15 protein-coding genes are annotated in these 16,761 nt (G+C 73.8%); 5 read left to right on the top strand and 10 right to left on the bottom strand.

What is annotated here, in order from left to right; translation table 11 throughout:
- Nucleotides 1-290 precede the first annotated feature (290 nt).
- On the top strand, nt 291-737 hold the full coding sequence (locus QRT03_RS12645) for an RDD family protein (RefSeq protein WP_286053178.1): 447 nt from the start codon (nt 291-293) through the stop codon (nt 735-737).
- A gap of 7 nt (nt 738-744) precedes the next feature.
- On the opposite strand, the gene QRT03_RS12650 is transcribed toward QRT03_RS12645, so the two are convergent.
- Entirely contained in the window at nt 745-1,488 is a 744-nt protein-coding gene (locus tag QRT03_RS12650; RefSeq protein ID WP_286053179.1) for a DUF4191 domain-containing protein, read from the bottom strand.
- A gap of 25 nt (nt 1,489-1,513) precedes the next feature.
- A complete protein-coding gene (gene lipA, locus QRT03_RS12655; protein WP_286053180.1) occupies nt 1,514-2,536 on the bottom strand; it encodes a lipoyl synthase in 1,023 nt (340 codons plus the stop codon).
- 44 nt (nt 2,537-2,580) lie between these two features.
- Here lipA and QRT03_RS12660 point away from each other — a divergent pair, with 44 nt between their 5' ends.
- A complete protein-coding gene (locus QRT03_RS12660) occupies nt 2,581-3,504 on the top strand; it encodes an LLM class F420-dependent oxidoreductase (protein ID WP_286053181.1) in 924 nt (307 codons plus the stop codon).
- Nucleotides 3,505-3,508: 4 nt separating this feature from the next.
- On the opposite strand, the gene QRT03_RS12665 is transcribed toward QRT03_RS12660, so the two are convergent.
- The 8 genes from QRT03_RS12665 to QRT03_RS12700 form a co-directional block, all read right to left on the bottom strand.
- Complete coding sequence (locus tag QRT03_RS12665) at nt 3,509-4,195, bottom strand: CAP domain-containing protein (RefSeq protein WP_286053182.1); 687 nt, start codon at nt 4,193-4,195, stop codon at nt 3,509-3,511.
- A gap of 120 nt (nt 4,196-4,315) precedes the next feature.
- Nucleotides 4,316-4,831: a CAP domain-containing protein gene (locus QRT03_RS12670; RefSeq protein WP_286053183.1), complete on the bottom strand. Its 516-nt coding sequence runs from the start codon at nt 4,829-4,831 to the stop codon at nt 4,316-4,318.
- Between the two features lie 94 nt (nt 4,832-4,925).
- A complete protein-coding gene (gene lipB / locus QRT03_RS12675; protein ID WP_286053184.1) occupies nt 4,926-5,660 on the bottom strand; it encodes a lipoyl(octanoyl) transferase LipB in 735 nt (244 codons plus the stop codon).
- Nucleotides 5,661-5,683: 23 nt separating this feature from the next.
- A complete protein-coding gene (locus QRT03_RS12680; protein WP_286053185.1) occupies nt 5,684-6,919 on the bottom strand; it encodes an NAD(P)/FAD-dependent oxidoreductase in 1,236 nt (411 codons plus the stop codon).
- Nucleotides 6,916-7,803, bottom strand: a complete 888-nt coding sequence (locus QRT03_RS12685; RefSeq protein WP_286053186.1) for a TIGR01777 family oxidoreductase — start codon at nt 7,801-7,803, stop codon at nt 6,916-6,918. The genes QRT03_RS12680 and QRT03_RS12685 overlap by 4 nt, the downstream gene beginning before the upstream one ends.
- Before the next feature lie 235 nt (nt 7,804-8,038).
- Nucleotides 8,039-9,988 carry a 2-oxoglutarate dehydrogenase, E2 component, dihydrolipoamide succinyltransferase gene (sucB, locus tag QRT03_RS12690; protein WP_286053187.1) on the bottom strand — a complete coding sequence of 650 codons (1,950 nt, stop codon included), beginning with the start codon at nt 9,986-9,988 and terminating at the stop codon, nt 8,039-8,041.
- Between the two features lie 36 nt (nt 9,989-10,024).
- Nucleotides 10,025-11,407, bottom strand: coding sequence for a dihydrolipoyl dehydrogenase (gene lpdA, locus QRT03_RS12695; RefSeq protein WP_286053188.1), 1,383 nt, complete (start codon nt 11,405-11,407; stop codon nt 10,025-10,027).
- Between the two features lie 88 nt (nt 11,408-11,495).
- Nucleotides 11,496-13,052, bottom strand: a complete 1,557-nt coding sequence (locus tag QRT03_RS12700) for a leucyl aminopeptidase (RefSeq protein ID WP_286053189.1) — start codon at nt 13,050-13,052, stop codon at nt 11,496-11,498.
- 98 nt (nt 13,053-13,150) lie between these two features.
- Here QRT03_RS12700 and gcvT point away from each other — a divergent pair, with 98 nt between their 5' ends.
- From gcvT to QRT03_RS12715, 3 genes are all read left to right on the top strand, one after another.
- Nucleotides 13,151-14,260 (top strand): glycine cleavage system aminomethyltransferase GcvT, encoded by a 1,110-nt coding sequence (gene gcvT / locus QRT03_RS12705; RefSeq protein WP_286053190.1) that lies wholly within the window; start codon nt 13,151-13,153, stop codon nt 14,258-14,260.
- A 7-nt stretch (nt 14,261-14,267) separates the two neighbouring features.
- A complete protein-coding gene (locus QRT03_RS12710; protein WP_286053191.1) occupies nt 14,268-14,759 on the top strand; it encodes a cupin domain-containing protein in 492 nt (163 codons plus the stop codon).
- 93 nt (nt 14,760-14,852) lie between these two features.
- Nucleotides 14,853-16,754 carry an MFS transporter gene (locus QRT03_RS12715; protein WP_286053192.1) on the top strand — a complete coding sequence of 634 codons (1,902 nt, stop codon included), beginning with the start codon at nt 14,853-14,855 and terminating at the stop codon, nt 16,752-16,754.
- Nucleotides 16,755-16,761: the final 7 nt, after the last annotated feature.

Consider the following 16,761-nt stretch of genomic DNA (forward strand, 5'->3'; position numbering starts at 1 on the left):
CGACCCGCCCGGCGGGACCGGATCACCGCTTCAGGTGACGTGGACGCTAGGCGGCCGACGTTTCTCGCCCGTCGCACCGGTGTTTCGCAGCAGTTAACGGGCCCGCGTCACACTGCCCGGCCCGCCCCGGCGTCGTTGCCGGGACGCGTGTCGACGACGCGGCGGCACCGTAGCCTGTCAGAGTGTCGTGGTTTCGTGAATGGCTCACCGACGACGGGCCTGAACGGGCGGCGGGTGGTCGCCCGGAAAGCGGCGGACGTCCGTTTCGAGAGGACTCCCGCGCACGACGCGTGCCTGCCGATCGGCCGAACGGGCGGCCACCGTCGGCGAGCGTCGGGGCCCCGGACGACGACGGGTGGCCCGGCCGGGACCTCGGGCTGCCCGAGTCCGGGCCCGGGTCGGTCGCGAGCCCGCCCCGACGCCTGGGGCAGTTCCTGCTCGACCTGCTCGTCGGTGGACTGGTGGCCTCGGCGATCTCGTTCCCGGCCCCGACCTACCTCAGCCTCGCGGTCTGGGCGGTGCTCGTGACGGTGCCGGTCGCCCTGATCGGCCAGACGCCCGCGATGGTGCTCACCGGCCTGCGGGTGCTGCGGGCCGACGGCGCCGCCCGGGTCGGGGTGTGGGCCCTCGCGCGGACGGTGTCGCTGTTCTTCGTCGTCCCCGCGGTGATCATGGATCGCGACTCCCGCGGACTGCACGACCGCGTCAGTCGCACCGTGGTGGTGCGGACCCGCTGAGGAGCGGTCAGCGGCGGCGCACGGTGCGCTGCATGCCCTTCATCTGTGCACCCTTGGGCACCGGGCCCTTCGGCATCGCCGGCCCGCCCCGGCCGGCGATCGCGGCCAGGCGCTTCTCGAGGGTGTCCATCTGCTCGCGGTCGATGTTGCGCGGGAGCTTCGCCATGTGGCGCTGGAGCTTGGAGAGCTCGACCTCGCCCTCCGAGCTGCCGATGGCGACCTCGTAGATCGGCACCTGCCCGGCGACGCGCGAGACCTTCTTCTTCTCCTGGGCGAGCAGGCCCTTCGTGCGGTGCGAGGCGCCCTCGGCCACGAGGATCACGCCCGGGCGACCGATGACGCGGTGCACGACGTCGAGCTGGGTGGTGCCGGCGACCGCCTGGGTCACCCGCCACGGCCCGCGCATGTTGTCCAGCGCCCAGCCGGCGGCCCCGGGCTGGCCGTCGGCCTTGGCGTAGACGTTCTTCTGCACGCGTCGCCCGAACACGATCATCGCGACCGCGAGGCCGAGGATGACCCCGATCGGCACCAGGTACCAGGACTGCCCGATGAGCAGGCCGATGACCAGGAAGATCAGCGCCGTCACGACGACGGCCCCGATCATCAGCGGGAGGAGGAGCTTGTCCTCCTTGCGCTGCATCTGGAAGGCCTGCCAGATCTGCGACCAGCGCTGCTTGCGCGCCGCCCGCGCAGCCTGCTTGGCGGCCTTCTTCTCTTCCTTGGTCGCCTTACCGGCAGTGCCCTTGGCCATGCTCCCTATTCTGCCGGATGCACCGTCACCCGCGGCGGGCGAGGACCGATCCGACCTCCTGCCGGGCCTCACCCTCGGCCGCCAGCTCCTCCATGCCCTCGGGCAGGGCCTCGCCGCGGTGCAGCTTCGCCTGCGCGTAGAGCCGGCCCGCCCGGTACGACGACCGCACCAGCGGCCCGGCCATCACCCCGGCGATGCCCATCGCGAGCGCCGCGTCGCGGTGCTCCACGAACTCCTCGGGCTTGACCCAGCGCTCCACCGGGTGGTGGCGCAGCGAGGGGCGCAGGTACTGGGTGAGGGTCAGCAGGTCGCACCCGGCGTCGTGCAGGTCCTGCATCGCCGCGGTGACCTCCTCGGGCGTCTCGCCCATCCCGAGGATCAGGTTCGACTTCGTGACGAGGCCCGCGGCGCGCGCCTTGCGGATGACGTCGAGCGAGCGCTCGTAGCGGAACGCGGGGCGGATCCGCCGGAAGATGCGCGGCACGGTCTCGAGGTTGTGCGCGAGCACCTCGGGGGCCGAGTCGAAGACCGGGCCCAGCTGGTCGTCCCGGCCGTCGAAGTCCGGGATCAGCAGCTCGACGCCGGTGCCCGGGTTGAGCTCGTGCACCTGCCGGACGGTCTCGGCGTAGAGCCAGGACCCGCCGTCCTCGAGGTCGTCGCGGGCGACGCCGGTGATCGTCGAGTAGCGCAGCCCCATCTGGCGCACCGACTCGGCGACCTTGGTCGGCTCGAGGCGGTCGAGCGGCGAGGGCTTCCCGGTGTCGATCTGGCAGAAGTCGCACCGCCGGGTGCACTGCTCGCCGCCGATGAGGAACGTCGCCTCGCGGTCCTCCCAGCACTCGTAGATGTTGGGGCAGCCCGCCTCCTCGCACACGGTGGCGAGCCCCGCGGAGCGCACCATGCCCTTGAGCTCGGAGAAGTTCGGGCCGGTCTGCACGCGGGTGCGGATCCACTCGGGCTTGCGCTCGATGGGTGTCTGCGAGTTGCGGACCTCGAGGCGGAGCAGCTTGCGTCCTGCCGGTGCCGTGGGATCAGCGCTCGTGGTCACGGGTCCCAGACTACGCGCGATGCCCCGTTAGGCTGATCTCCGTCATGGACCTGCGGATCTTCACCGAACCGCAGCAGGGCGCCACCTACGACGACCTGCTGCGCGTCGCGCGGTGCGCGGAGGAGTGCCGCTACGACGGCTTCTTCCGCTCGGACCACTTCCTGGCCATGGGCGACTCGACGGGCCTGCCGGGTCCGACGGACGCGTGGGTCACCCTCGGCGCCCTGGCCCGGGAGACCTCGACGATCCGCCTCGGCACGCTGATGACCTCGGTCACCTTCCGCCTGCCGGGCCCCCTGGGGGTCGCGGTCTCCCAGGCCGACCAGATGTCCGGCGGCCGCATCGAGCTCGGCATCGGCACCGGGTGGTACGAGGCGGAGCACCACGCGTACGGCGTGCCCTTCCCGCCGACCGGGGTGCGCTTCGACATGCTCGCCGAGCAGCTGGAGATCCTCACCGGTGCCTGGGGCACCCCCGTCGGGCAGGCCTTCGACTTCCACGGCGAGCACTACACGTTCGCCGGGAGCCCGGGGCTGCCCAAGCCGCTGCAGGACCCGTACCCACCGGTGATCGTCGGCGGTTCGGGCCCGCGCCGGACCCCCGCTCTCGCGGCGCGCTTCGCCGACGAGGTCAACGTGCCGTTCGCGTCGGTGGCCCAGGTCGCCGCCCAGTTCGGACGGGTCCGCGAGGCGTGCGCGGGGATCGGGCGCGACCCGTCCACGCTGCGGTACTCGACGACCCAGGTGCTGTGCGCGGGGAGCACCGAGACCGACGTCGTCCGGCGGGCCGCCGCGATCGGCCGGGAGCCCGACGAGCTGCGGGCCCACGGGATCGCCGGCACCGCGGACGAGGTCGCGCGCCGGCTCGAGGAGTTCGCCGCGGTCGGCGTGCAGCGCGTCTACCTGCAGGTGCTCGACCTCTCCGACCTCGACCACCTGCGGTTCCTGGCCCAGGCCCGCGGCCTCTGAGGGGTCACCGCCCGAACTCCTGCACCCAGTGGTCGTCGGACTCGCCGACGCCGAGGGTGCGGAACGAGCAGTCCAGGATGTTCCGCCGGTGCCCGGGGGAGTTCATCCAGTCGTCCATCACCTCGTCGGCGCTGCTCTGGCCCCGGGCGATGTTCTCGCCGCCCGGGGAGTCGTAGCCGGCGGCGCGCACCCGGTCGGAGAACTCGGACCCGTCCGGGCCGGTGTGCGAGAACGTCCCGCTGCGCGCCATGAGGGCCGCGTAGTCGGCCGCGGCGCGGTCGAGGGCGCCGTTGCGGGCGACCGGTCCGCACCCGGCGTCGGCGCGGGCGGCATTGACGAGCGCCAGCACCCGGCCGGCCGGTCCGCTCGCGGCGGCCGGGACCGCGGCGCGCGTGGTGGTGCGCCGGGACGTGGTCGTGGTGGTGGTCGTCCGAGTCGTGGTGGTGGTCGTCGTGGCCGGTGCGGCGTCCGGCAGGGGCACGGGCGGCACGACGGCGAGCGGCAGGGGGACGGACGGGGCGAGCCGCGGCAGGACGGCGGCGGCGCCCGCGTCCTGCACGGCCTCGTCCGCCTCGTTCGCGGCGGGCCGCAGGGCGAGGACGGCGACGACCAGGCCCAGCACGACGACGGCCACCCCGGCGCCGAGCGCGAGTCGGCGGCGGGGTGGCGGTCCGGTGCGGTGATGACCCACGGCGTCGAACCTGCTGCACGAGGCCAGGTCACGGGAAGGTCACGGGCGGTCGGGGACGACGAACGGCGCGCCGGAGCAGCGCGGTCGTCGAGTGGTACGGCCGTTCGGCGCAGTCTCGGATCAGTACCCGAAGTTCTGCACCCAGTAGTTCTTCGTGCCGGCCAGACCGACACCGATCGTGGTGAACCGGCAGTTGAGGATGTTCGCGCGGTGGCCGGGCGAGTTCATCCAGGCCGTCATGACGGCGGCCGCGTCGCGCTGGCCCTGGGCGATGTTCTCCCCGCCCGGGCTCGGGTAGCCGGCGGCCTTCATGCGGTCGACGAAGCTCGAACCGTTCACGCCGGTGTGCGAGAAGGTGCCGGTGGTGTTCATCCAGTCCGCGTGCGCCTGGGCGGACTTCTCGGCGCGCGCGTCCCGGGTCAGCGGCCTGCATCCGGCCTGCTGGCGGTACTGGTTGGTCAGCGCGACGACCTGCGTGAGCTGGGCCGCCTGGGTCGGGGTCACGGCGGTGGGGGCCGGTGCCGCGGACGCGCTCGGGGCCAGGAGGGCCAGACCTGCGGCGACGAGAGCGGCGAGGAGTCCGGCCGCCGTGCGCCCGGGCCCCGTCGTCGGGAAGGAGTGCTCGTGGGGGGACATGACTCGACCGTCCGTCGCGGTCTCGACGCGCACAGCGATTGCTGGACACGGATCGCGACGAACGGTCACCGAAATCTGACCGACGGTGATCAGGTCACAGCATCTGAACGGCGACGTTGCCAACTTTCAGCGTATCCGTGACCTCCGGACGGACCAGCTGGTGCTCACTCACCGGCAGTTCGCCGGAGAAGGCGGCCAGGACGGCGTCCCGAACGGGGGCACGGACCTCGTCGACCCCGACCCGACGACCGAGCTCGGCGGTCAGGCTCGTGACCCCCGCGTCGGCGATCCCGCACGGGACGATGGCGCCGAACGCGGCGAGGTCCGGGTCGGCGTTCAGCGCGAACCCGTGCAGCGTCGTGCCGCGGCTGACCCGCACGCCGATCGCGGCGATCTTGCGCTCCGGACGGCCCGGGGCGGCCGCCAGCCAGACCCCCGAGCGGCCCTCCACACGTCCGGTCTCCAGACCGAAGCCCGCGCACACCGCGATGAGGGCCTCCTCGAGCCGCCGCACGTGGTCGACGACGTCGTAGGGCTGGGCCAGCTGCAGGATCGGGTAGCCGACCAGCTGGCCCGGCCCGTGCCAGGTGATGCGGCCGCCGCGGTCGACATCGACGACGGGGGTGCCGTCGGCCGGCCGGTCCTCGGGCTGGGTCCGCTTGCCCGCGGTGTAGACGCTCGGGTGCTCGAGCAGCATCAGGACGTCGGGTCCGGTGCCGTCCACCCGCGCGGCGTGGTGGGCGCGCTGCTGGTCCCACGCGACGGTGTACTCGACGGTGCCCAGGTCCGTGACCTGCATCGGCTCGCTACTCGCGCGGTGGGACCCCATGAGTCCGACGCTACTCCGGCGAGTCAGCCCAGGGACGCCAGCGCCGCCTGTGCGGTGCGACGCCCGGAGACCAGCGCACCCTGCACCGAGGGGGTGTCGCGGTGGTCGCCCGCCACGAACAACCCCTCGCCGAGGTCCACCGGACGCCGCAGCCCCGACGGGGTCGGAGGCAGGGCGGGCGGGAGGGCGTGCGGGATCGCGCGGGTGGCGAGGTGCTCCCAGTGCGCGGTGCCCACGCCCCAGATGCGCTCCAGCTCCGCGCGGAGCCGGGGTTCGGGCAGGGGCTCGTCGCCGAGCACCGTCGACACCACGAGGTGCCGGTGGTCCGGCGAGTACGAGGGCACGGCCGCCGTCAGGACCATCGTGTTGACGATCGGGCCGCCCGTGCCGTCGAGGTGGAGCAGCCCGCGGCGGGTCGGGGGTGTGTCGGTGACGTGGTAGTGGCTGGTCAGCGCGAACGGCCGGGGCGCCTCGACCCGCCCGCCGAGCAGCGCCGCGGCGTCGGTGCCCTCGGTGGCCACGATCACCGCACCGGCCCGCACCGGCCCGTCGTCGGTCACGACCCGGCCGGGTGCGACCTCGCGGACCGGTGTCTCCAGCCGCACCGTGCCGGCCGGCAGCCGCGCGGCGAGGTGGGTGGTCATCGCCCCGATCCCGCGGCCCGGCAGGGTCAGGTCGCCGAGCGCGAAGGTGCGCCAGAACAGGGAGACGACCCGGGAGGACGTCCGCAGGTCGCCGTCGCCGAGCACCCCGGACAGGAACGGGCGCAGGAAGCGGTCGACGTCCGCGTCGCGCAGTCCGAATCGCGCGAGGTCCTCGGCGGCCGGGCGCTCCGGGGCGGCGGCCTGGCGCTGCGGCGGGACGAGCACCGACCGGGCCGTGAAGCCCGCGATCCCGAGCTTGCCGCGCAGCGAGATCAGCCGGGTCAGCGCCGTGCGGGGCAGCCACGTGGGCCGGCGGGCGACGCGGTGCAGCGTCCCGTCCTCCGTGCGCACCGCGGCGCCGGGGACGAACGGGTGGAGGTCGAGCGCGGAGAGGTCCACCGCGGCCTTCAGGGCCGGGTAGGAGGTGTTGAGGATCTGGAACCCGCGGTCGACCAGGAAGCCGTCGACCACGTCCGTGCGTACCCGCCCGCCGACGCCGTCCGAGGCCTCGCACACCAGCACCGAGCGCCCGGAGCGCGCCACCGTCCGGGCGGCGTTCAGACCCGCGAGGCCCGCACCGACGACGAGGACGTCGACCCGGTCGGGCAGGCTCATTCCAGCACCGCGGACAGTGCGGCCTGCAGGGTCTGGTGCTGGAACGTGTAGCCCTGCTCCTCGAGCACACCGGGCATCACCCGCTGGCTGACCAGGACGCCCTCGTCGGCGAACTCCCCGAGCACCGCGCGCATCGCGAAGCCCGGGACGAGCCACGGCGCCGGCCGGTGCATCGTCGAGGCCAGCACGCGGGTGAACTCGGCGTTGGTCACGGGCGCGGGACCGGTCGCGTTCAGCGGGCCGGAGACCGTGTCGTGCTCGAGGGCGTGGGTGATCGCGCCGACCTCGTCGTCCAGCGAGATCCACGGCCAGTACTGCTCGCCGGAGCCGAGCTTGCCGCCCAGGCCGAACTGGAAGATCGGCTTGATGCGGCCCATCAGCCCGCCCGAGTGGGAGAGCACGAGCCCGGTGCGGATCGTCACGACGCGGGCGCCGGCCTCCGTCGCGGGCGCCGCGGCGTTCTCCCAGTCGCGGCACAGGTCGGCGAGGAAGCCCCGGCCGCGCGCCCCGGTCTCGTCGACCGCGACCTGGCCGGTGTCGCCGTAGAACCCGACCGCCGACCCGCTGACCAGCACCGGGATGCCGTGCGCCGCGACGGCGCGGGCCAGCACGTCGGTGGGGATCGTGCGGCTGTCGCGCAGCTCCTGCTTGCGTGCGCCCGACCAGCGCTTGTCGCCGATCCCGGCGCCGGACAGGTTGATCACGGCATCGGCACCGTCGAGGGCCCCGTCGTCGATCCGTCCCGACGGCGGGTCCCAACCCCGCTCGTCGGGAGCCTGCGGGGTGCGCCGCACCAGGCGGATCACCTCGTGGCCCCGACCGCGCAGGTGGGGCACCAGGGCGGTGCCGATGAGTCCGGACGAACCGGAGATGACGACGCGCATGGGAGTGATCGTCGCGGAGTCGCTGCGGCCGCGCGACCCGGGAACGCTGTCCGGTTCGTCCGGCGGGTTCGTCGCGGTGCGCCGCCGATGTCGAGCGAGGGGCCCCCTCGGTCGGGTAGACGGGCCGTGGGCGCCCTTCACCAGGTGCGGCCGCCCCTCGCCGGAACGAGCGAAGGGCCCCTTCGCGCGATCTATTAGCGCGAAGGGGCCCTTCGGTCGAACCGTGGCCCGGGAGCTAGACGAGCCCGAGGTCCGCCTCGAACGCGCCCGCCTCCAGGCGTGCCTTCACCGAACCCAGGAACCGGGCGGCGTCGGCGCCGTCGACGATCCGGTGGTCGTAGGACAGGCAGAGGTAGAGCGTCGACCGGATCGCGATCGACTCGCCGCCCTCGCTGTCGGTGACCACGACCGGCTTCTTGACGACGGCCCCGGTGCCGAGGATGCCGACCTGCGGCTGGTTGATGATCGGGGTGTCGATCAGCGCGCCGCGCGAGCCGGTGTTGGTGATCGTGAACGTGCCGCCGGAGAGCTCGTCCGGGGAGATCTTGTTGTCCCGGGTCCGCTGGGCGACGTCGGCGATCTTGCGGGCCAGCCCGCCGAGGTTGAGGTCCCCGGCGTCGTGGATGACCGGCACGATCAGCCCGGCGGGGGAGTCCACGGCGATCCCGAGGTGCTCGGAGCCGTGGTAGGTGACCTCGCCCTTCTCGGTGTCGATCTGCGAGTTGACCTGCGGATGCGCCTTCAGCGCCTCGACCGTGGCCAGCGCCATGAACGGCAGGAACGACAGCTTCACGCCCTCGCGGCGCTCGAAGTCGGCCTTCGCCCGGTCGCGCAGGCGCGCGATCCGGGTGACGTCGGCCTCGACGACCGTCGTGAGCTGCGCGGAGGTCTGCAGCGACTCCACCATGCGCTTGGCGATGGTGGCCCGGCGCCGCGAGAGCTTCTGCGTGGTGCCGCGGAGGCCGGACTCGTCGGGCTTCGGGATGCTCGCCCCGGCGTCGGCCGGCTTCTGCACCTCGCCGCCGTGCACCGCGCCCTGCGAGCCGTCGGCCGGGGTCGCGGCCGACTGACCCGCCGACGGCGCGGCCGAGGCCTGCCGCTGCTTGGCCTGGTCGGCCTCGTCCGCCGCGGCGACGACGTCCTGCTTGCGGATCCGACCGCCGACCCCGGTGCCCGAGACCGACGACAGGTCGATCCCACGCTCCTGGGCGAGCTTGCGCACCAGCGGCGTGACGTACGGAGATCCGGCCGCCTCGCCGCCGCCGGTGCCGTTCGACGGTGCCCCGCCGGACTGCAGCGCCCCGGCGTTCGCGGGGCCGCTCGCCCCGGCCGGCTGCTCGGTCTCGTGCGAGACGTAGTCGTCGGCGCCGGACGCGGCCACCGCGCCGCCCGAGCTCTCGGCCGTGTTCGAGCCGTCCGAGGCGGCGGGCTGCGCCGCGGGCTCCGGCTGCTGCTGCTCCTGCTGCGGCTCGGGCTCCGGCTGCGACGGGGCCTCGGCCGGCGCGGACCCGCCGCCGGAGGAGGACGCCCCGGACCCGTCGCCGACGACGGCGAGCGCGCCGCCGACCTCGACGGTGTCGTCCTCGTTCGCCCGGATCTCGAGCAGCGTGCCCGCGACCGGCGAGGGGATCTCGGTGTCGACCTTGTCCGTCGAGACCTCGAGCAGCGGCTCGTCGACCTCGACGGAGTCGCCGACCTGCTTGAGCCAGCGGGTGATCGTGCCCTCGGTCACCGACTCGCCCAGCGCCGGCATCTCGATGGTCGTGCCCGAGCCACCCGACGAGCCGGACCCACCGGAGCTGCCGCCCGACGACTGCGCGGCCGGCTGCGGCTCGGGCTCGGCCTGCTGCGGCTCGGGCTCGGGCTCGGATTCCGGCTCGGGCTCCGGCGCGGCCTGTTCCTCGGCCTGCCCGCCCGCGGAGCCTCCGGAGTCGCCACCGCCGCCGGACCCGTCACCGATCACGGCGAGGTCGCCGCCGATCTCCACGGTGTCGTCCTCGTTCGCGACGATGCGCTCGAGGACACCCGCCTGCGGCGAGGGGATCTCGGTGTCGACCTTGTCCGTCGACACCTCCAGCAGGGGCTCGTCGACCTCGACGTGGTCGCCCTCCTGCTTCAGCCACCGGGTGATGGTGCCCTCGGTGACGCTCTCGCCGAGAGCAGGCATCTGGACGGTGTAGGCCATCGTGCTCGGTACTCCTTGTCAGGCGTGGTGGGCGGGTCAGCCGTGCGCGTGCAGGGGCTTGCCGGCCAGCGCCAGGTGCGCCTCGCCGAAGGCCTCGTTCTGCGTCGGGTGCGCGTGGATCAGGTTCGCGACCTCGACCGGGAGAGCCTCCCAGTTGTAGACCAGCTGCGCCTCGCCGACGAGCTCGCCGATGCGGGCGCCGATCATGTGCACGCCGACCACGGGCGAGTCGTCGCCCGTGCCGCCCTTGACCAGCTTGATCGCCCCGGCGGTGCGCAGGATCTGCGACTTGCCGTTGCCGGCGAGGTCGTAGGTCATCGTCGCCACCTCGCCGTAGGCCTCCTTGGCCTGGGCCTCGGTCAGACCCACCGACGCGATCTCGGGCTCGCAGTAGGTGACCCGCGGGATGCCCTTCTCGTCGATCACCGGCGGGTTGAGCCCGGCGATCTCCTCGGCGACGAAGATGCCCTGCTGGAACCCGCGGTGCGCGAGCTGCAGGCCCGGGACGATGTCGCCGACCGCGTAGACCGACCCGACCCCGGTGCGCAGCCGCTCGTCGGTGCGCACGAACCCGCGGTCGAGGGTGACGCCCTGCTCCTCGTAGCCGAGGTCGGCGGTGTTCGGGCCGCGGCCGACCGCGACCAGCAGCAGGTCGGCCTCGATCTGCTCGCCGTTCTCCAGGCTGATCGTCACCGCGTCCGCGGACTGCTCGACGCCGGTGAACTTCGTGCCGATCTTGAAGGCGATCTTGCGCTTGCGGAACTGGCGCTCGAGGGACTTGGAGAGGAACTCGTCCTCGTTGGGCACCAGGTGGGGCAGCGCCTCGACGATCGTGACCTCGGAGCCGAAGGACTTCCAGACGCTCGCGAACTCGCAGCCGATGACCCCGCCGCCGAGCACCACGACCCGCTGGGGCACGTAGTCCAGGTTGATCGCCTCCGTGGAGGTGATCACCCGACCGCCGAGCTCGAGGCCGGGCAGGGTCTTGGAGTACGAGCCGGACGCGAGGACGACGTTCCGGCCGGTGTAGCGCTGGCCGTCGACCTCGACGGTGTCCTGCCCGACGAGCCGGCCGTGGCCCTCGATCATCGTCACCTTGCGGGACTTGATCAGCCCCTGCAGGCCCTTGTACAGCTTCGAGACGACGCCGTCCTTGTAGGAGTTCACCCCGGACATGTCGATGCCCGACAAGGAGCTCTTGACGCCGATCTCCTCGCCCTCGCGGGCGTTGTCGGCGACCTCGGCGGCGTGCAGCAGCGCCTTGGTCGGGATGCAGCCCCGGTGCAGGCAGGTGCCCCCGAGCTTGTCCTGCTCCACGAGGGCGACCGAGAGGCCCAGTTGCGCCGCGCGCAGCGCGCAGGCGTAACCGCCCGAGCCCCCGCCCAGGATGAGGACGTCGTAGGTGTCGCTCTCGCTCAACTCACTTCTCCCGCGTCGGCGTGTGACGTGCGGTCTTCCCGCTCTCCATCCTTCCACCGCGGGCAAACCGTTCGACGAGGTGATCGTCTCAGCCCTCCCGGGCCACCTCGGACAGGACGGCGGTGAGGGTGCGCACCGGCATCCCGGTGCCGCCGCGCGGCGTGTAGCCGTGCGGGCCGCCGGTGTTGAAGGCGGGCCCCGCGACGTCGACGTGCGCCCACGGCACGCCCTCGGCGACGAACTCGCGCAGGAACAGCCCCGCCGCGAGCATCCCGCCGAAGCGGTGGTTGGTGACGTTGGCGATGTCGGCGACCCGGGAGTCCAGGTCGCCGCGCAGCTCCTCGGGCAGCGGCATCGACCAGGCGCCCTCGCCCACGGACGTCGCGGCCAGCGTCACCCGGTCGCGGAACGCCTCGGCGCCCATCACCCCGGCGGTGCGCGCACCGAGCGCGACGGTCTGCGCGCCGGTCAGGGTGGAGGTCTCGACGAGGTAGTCCGGGTGGTCCTCGCACGCGCGCACGATCGCGTCGGCCAGGATCAGCCGGCCCTCGGCGTCGGTGTTGAGGACCTCGACGGTCTTCCCGCCGTACATCGTCAGCACGTCGCCCGGCCGGTACGCGGTGCCCGAGGGCATGTTCTCGGCCATCGGCACCGTCGCGGTGACGTTCACCGCGAGGCCCAGCTCCGCGGCCAGGCAGACGGTGGCCACGACGCACGCCGCCCCGGACATGTCCGAGGTCATGTGGTCCATGTTCGCGGCCGGCTTGATCGAGATGCCGCCGGTGTCGAACGTGATGCCCTTGCCGACGAGGGCCACGGTGCGCGTGGCGTCCGGGTGGGTGTGGGTCAGCCGGACCAGCCGCGGCGGCCGCGAGGAGCCGCCGCCGACGCCCAGCACGCCGCCGTAGCCGCCCTCGGCGAGCTGCGACTCGTCGAGGACCTCCACGCCGACCCCGACGGTCCCGGCCAGCTCGCCGGCCCGGCGGGCGAACTCGGCCGGGTACAGGTCGTTCGGCGGGGTGTTGATCAGATCACGTGCCGCGCAGACCGCCCGGGCGGTCATCGCGGCGTCGGCGAGCACCGCGCGCTCCCGCTCGGGCGCCCCGCCGCTGCCGCCGGGCGCGCCGAGGAAGTACACCGACCGGGTCGGCTCGTCGTCGGCCGAGCGGTACTCGGTGAAGGAGTAGGCGCCGAGCACGGTGCCCTCCACCGCGGCCGCGAGGTCGAGCCCGGAGAGCGTGGTGCCGACGGTGGTCGCGGCGCGCGGCAGCGCCCGCGCGGCGGCACCGGAGGCCCGGCGCACCTGCTCGGCGAGGTCCGGTGCGCCCTGCAGGCCCGCGGGCGGCGACTCCGGTCCGAGCCCGACCGCGAGCAGCAGGGGAGCGGTGATCGCGCCCCGCGTCGGGATCTTCACGACCTCCTCGGCCTTGCCGGTGGCCCCCGTCAGCGCGAGCAGCGCGGCCAGCTCGCCCCCGAACGCGCTCTCCACGCCCTGGACGTCGACGAGCACGGGCACGACCGGCTCGTCGCCGGCCGCGTCCTCGTCGCCCGGCGCGACGCCGGGCCGCATGCCGACCACGAGGACGTCCACGACCGCGGCGGCCGCCGCGGCGTCGCTGATCTCGAGCTCGGGCGGGGTGCTCACGGTCGGGGTGCCTCCGGGTCCGTCGGTGATCGGGGATGGTGTGACCGCATGCTAGGACGACCCCCCGACAGTGCGCCGTGCCGTACGGTCCCGGACCCGTGACCGATCTGAAGCGGAGCCCCCTGCACGCCCGCCACGAGGCGCTCGGCGCCACGTTCGCGCCGTTCGGCGGGTGGGAGATGCCGGTCCAGTACTCCGGGACGGTCGCCGAGCACACCGCGACGCGCGAGGCCGTGGGCCTGTTCGACGTGAGCCACCTGGGCAAGGTCCGGATCACCGGCGACGGCGCCGCGTCCTTCGTCGACCGCTGCCTGACCAACGACCTCGGTCGCATCGTCCCGGGCAAGGCGCAGTACACGCTGTGCTGCGCGGACGACGGCGGGGTCGTCGACGACCTCATCCTGTACCTGGTCGGCGACGACGAGGTGTTCGCCGTCCCGAACGCCGCGAACTCCGCCGGCGTCGGGCGGAAGCTCGCGGAGGTCGCGCCCGCGGGCATCACGGTGTCCGACGAGCACGACGCGCACGTCGTGCTCGCCGTCCAGGGCCCGTCGTCGCGAGCCGTCCTGGCCGAGACCGGCGTGCTCCCCGACACCGGGGACGTCGACCTGGACTACATGGCCTTCGTCGACAGCTCCTGGGACGACCGGGAGATCCGGGTCTGCCGCACGGGCTACACCGGCGAGCACGGCTACGAGCTGATCGCGCCCGCGGAGGTCGCGGAGACGCTGTGGGACGCGCTGGCCGCCGTCGTCGCCGAGCGCGGCGGGCTGCCCGCGGGTCTCGGCGCCCGCGACACCCTGCGCACCGAGGCCGGCCTGCCGCTGCACGGCCAGGACCTCGGCCCGGAGATCACCCCGAACCAGGCGCGCTGCGGCTTCGCCGTGGGGTGGAAGAAGGACGAGTTCTGGGGGCGCGAGGCGCTGCTGGCCGAGCGCGAGCAGGGGCCCCGGCGCCGGGCGTGGGGCCTGAAGGCGTCCGGGCGCGGCGTCCCGCGCGCCCACATGACCGTCCAGCTCGGCGGGACGCCGGTCGGCGAGACCACGTCGGGCACCTTCTCCCCGACGCTGAAGAAGGGGATCGCCCTCGCCCTGCTCGACACCGCGGCCGGCCTGTCCGAGGGTGACGTCGTCAGCGTCGACGTCCGGGGCCGCCCCCTGGAGTGCGAGGTCGTCGCGCCGCCCTTCGTCCCCTCGCACGTGAGGTGATCCGCCGATGAGCTTCCCGACGGTGCCCGACGCCGAGCCGGGCCTCTACCGCTTCCGCGACGAGGTCGAGGTGGCCGGGCCGGCCCGGTTCACCGCACCCGGCGACGTCGTCGGCGGCGGCTTCGGGCTCTTCGAGTCGGCGGCCGCGCCGGGCCGCGTCGGGGCGGTCCCGCACTACCACCGCGGGTTCTCGGAGTCGTTCTGGGTGATCTCCGGGCGCCTCGCGGTGATGAGCGGCGAGGACTGGCAGGTGCTCGGCAGCGGCGACTTCGCGCACGTGCCGGTGAACGGCGTGCACGCCTTCGGGGCGGTCGGCGACGAGCCCGCCCGCTTCCTCATCCTGTTCGTCCCCGGCGCGCCGCGCGAGGAGTACTTCCGCCGTCTGGCGGAGTGCCTCGCCCGTGGAGCGTCACCCGACGAGATCGACGCGATGGCCCTGGAGTGCGACCAGGTCAACCTGCGCGACTGGCCCGCCTACGAGCGCTTCGCGCAGCTGTGACCGTCGAGTCATCGACACCGCTTTACTTAGCGCAGTACAACTAAAGGCATGTCCCACGATGCCCCGGCGAGTCCGTTTCGCCAACCGAAGGCCGTGTGGGCCGTCGCGTTCGCCTGCGTCATCTCCTTCATGGGCATCGGGCTGGTCGACCCGATCCTCCCGGCGCTGGCCCAGCAGCTCTCCGCGACGCCCGCCCAGGTCTCGCTGCTGTTCACCAGCTACCTGCTGATCACCGCGGTCGCCATGCTCGTCACCGGCTGGGTGTCCAGCCGGATCGGCGCGAAGCCCACGCTGATCACCGGGCTCGCGATCATCGTCGTGTTCGCCGCCCTCGCGGGCTTCTCCGGCTCGATCGGCGAGATCGTCGGCTTCCGCGCGGGCTGGGGGCTGGGCAACGCGCTGTTCATCGCGACCTCGCTCGCGGTGATCGTCGCGAGCGCCTCCGGCGGCTTCGCCGGGGCGATCATCCTCTACGAGACCGCGCTCGGCGTCGGGATCGCGCTCGGGCCCCTGGTCGGTGGGCTGCTGGGCTCGGTGAGCTGGCGGGCGCCGTTCTTCGGCGTCGCGGTGCTCATGGCGGTCGCGCTGATCGCGACGCTCGTGCTGCTCGACCGGACACCGAGGCCCGCCGAGAAGATCTCACTGCTCGCCCCGCTGGCCGCCCTGCGCCACCGCAGTCTCGCGACGATCGCGCTGACCGCCTTCGCCTACAACTGGGGCTTCTTCACGCTGCTCGCGTACTCGCCCTACTCGATGGGCGACCTCGGCCCGCTCGGCCTCGGCGGCGTCTTCACCGCGTGGGGGGTGCTCGTCGCGATCTTCGCGGTGTTCGCGGCCCCGGCCCTGGAACGCCGCTTCGGGACCGTCCGCGTCCTCTACTTCGTGCTCGGCCTGCTCGCGGTGGACCTGCTCGTGATCGCGATCTGGCAGGACACCCCCGGCGTCGTCATCGGCGCGGTGATCGTCGCCGGCGCGATGATCGGGCTGAACAACACGCTGGTCACCCAGGCCGTCATGTCGGTCGCGCCCGTGCCGCGACCCGTCGCCTCGGCGTCCTACAGCTTCGTGCGCTTCCTCGGCGGCGGCCTCGCCCCCTTCGTCTCCGGGCTCCTCGCCGAGGCCTTCCTGCCGAACACGCCGTTCTGGGTCGCCGCCGTCGTCGTCGCCGTCGGGATGCTGGTGCTCGCCACCGCCCACCGGCTGCTGCGCGCGGCCGAGACCTCGTCGGACGAGAAGGCCGTTCCCGACGACGGGTCGGGTCCGGTCGCGCTCGACCGTCCCGTCCTCGTGGCCCTCGACGACGCCCCGCACGCGCAGGACGTGCTGGCCACCGGCGCCCGCCTGGCCCGCACCGTCGACGCCCCGCTGCTGGTGGTGCACGTCGCCGAGGACGCGGTGATCGGCGACGCCGTCGGGTCGGACGCGGCGGTGCTGGACCGGGTCGCCCCGCTGGTCGGCGACGGCGTGCGGGTCGGGGTCGAGTCGCTGCCGCCCGTGGCCTCGCACGACGCCGTCGGCCCGGCGCTGGCCGAGCTCGCCGCCACGCGGGACGCGCGCGCCATCGTCGTCGGGAGCCCGCACGGCGGTCCGCTGGCCGCCCTCGCGCGCCCGAGCGCCGACCGCGCCCTGTTCGCGCGGGCCGACCGACCCGTCGTCGTGGTGCCGGCGGGGATGTCGGCGGGAGACGTCGGCGGCGCGCCACGGTCGCCCGCACCCGCCGTCGGGACCCTGCTCACGGGCCGCGTGCACGACGACGAGGGCCGGCCGGTCGAGGCCGTGCTGACGCTCGTGGACGGCGACGGCCACCAGCTCGCGCGGACCGAGACCGACGGCGACGGCGCCTTCGCGCTCGCGAACGGCGGCCACGGCACGGGCCTGCTCGTGGTGCGCGGCCGGGCCCAGGGGGCGCCGGCGGTCGTGTCGGTCGGACTGGGGACGACCGCGACGCACGACGTCGAGCTGCGAGGCGTGTTGGCCGTCGGTGGGGCGGTTTAGAGTGAGC

The sequence above is a fragment of the Actinomycetospora termitidis genome (assembly GCF_030286555.1).
Classification (GTDB): domain Bacteria; phylum Actinomycetota; class Actinomycetes; order Mycobacteriales; family Pseudonocardiaceae; genus Actinomycetospora; species Actinomycetospora termitidis.

Bases quoted from the DNA above. Each gene is read 5' to 3' on its own strand.
- QRT03_RS12650 (WP_286053179.1), bottom strand. From the start codon at position 1,488: ATGGCCAAGGGCACTGCCGGTAAGGCGACCAAGGAAGAGAAGAAGGCC.
- QRT03_RS12660 (WP_286053181.1), top strand. From the start codon at position 2,581: ATGGACCTGCGGATCTTCACCGAACCGCAGCAGGGCGCCACCTACGAC.
- QRT03_RS12670 (WP_286053183.1), bottom strand. From the start codon at position 4,831: ATGTCCCCCCACGAGCACTCCTTCCCGACGACGGGGCCCGGGCGCACG.
- lipB (WP_286053184.1), bottom strand. From the start codon at position 5,660: ATGGGGTCCCACCGCGCGAGTAGCGAGCCGATGCAGGTCACGGACCTG.
- QRT03_RS12680 (WP_286053185.1), bottom strand. From the start codon at position 6,919: ATGAGCCTGCCCGACCGGGTCGACGTCCTCGTCGTCGGTGCGGGCCTC.
- QRT03_RS12685 (WP_286053186.1), bottom strand. From the start codon at position 7,803: ATGCGCGTCGTCATCTCCGGTTCGTCCGGACTCATCGGCACCGCCCTG.
- sucB (WP_286053187.1), bottom strand. From the start codon at position 9,988: ATGGCCTACACCGTCCAGATGCCTGCTCTCGGCGAGAGCGTCACCGAG.
- QRT03_RS12710 (WP_286053191.1), top strand. From the start codon at position 14,268: ATGAGCTTCCCGACGGTGCCCGACGCCGAGCCGGGCCTCTACCGCTTC.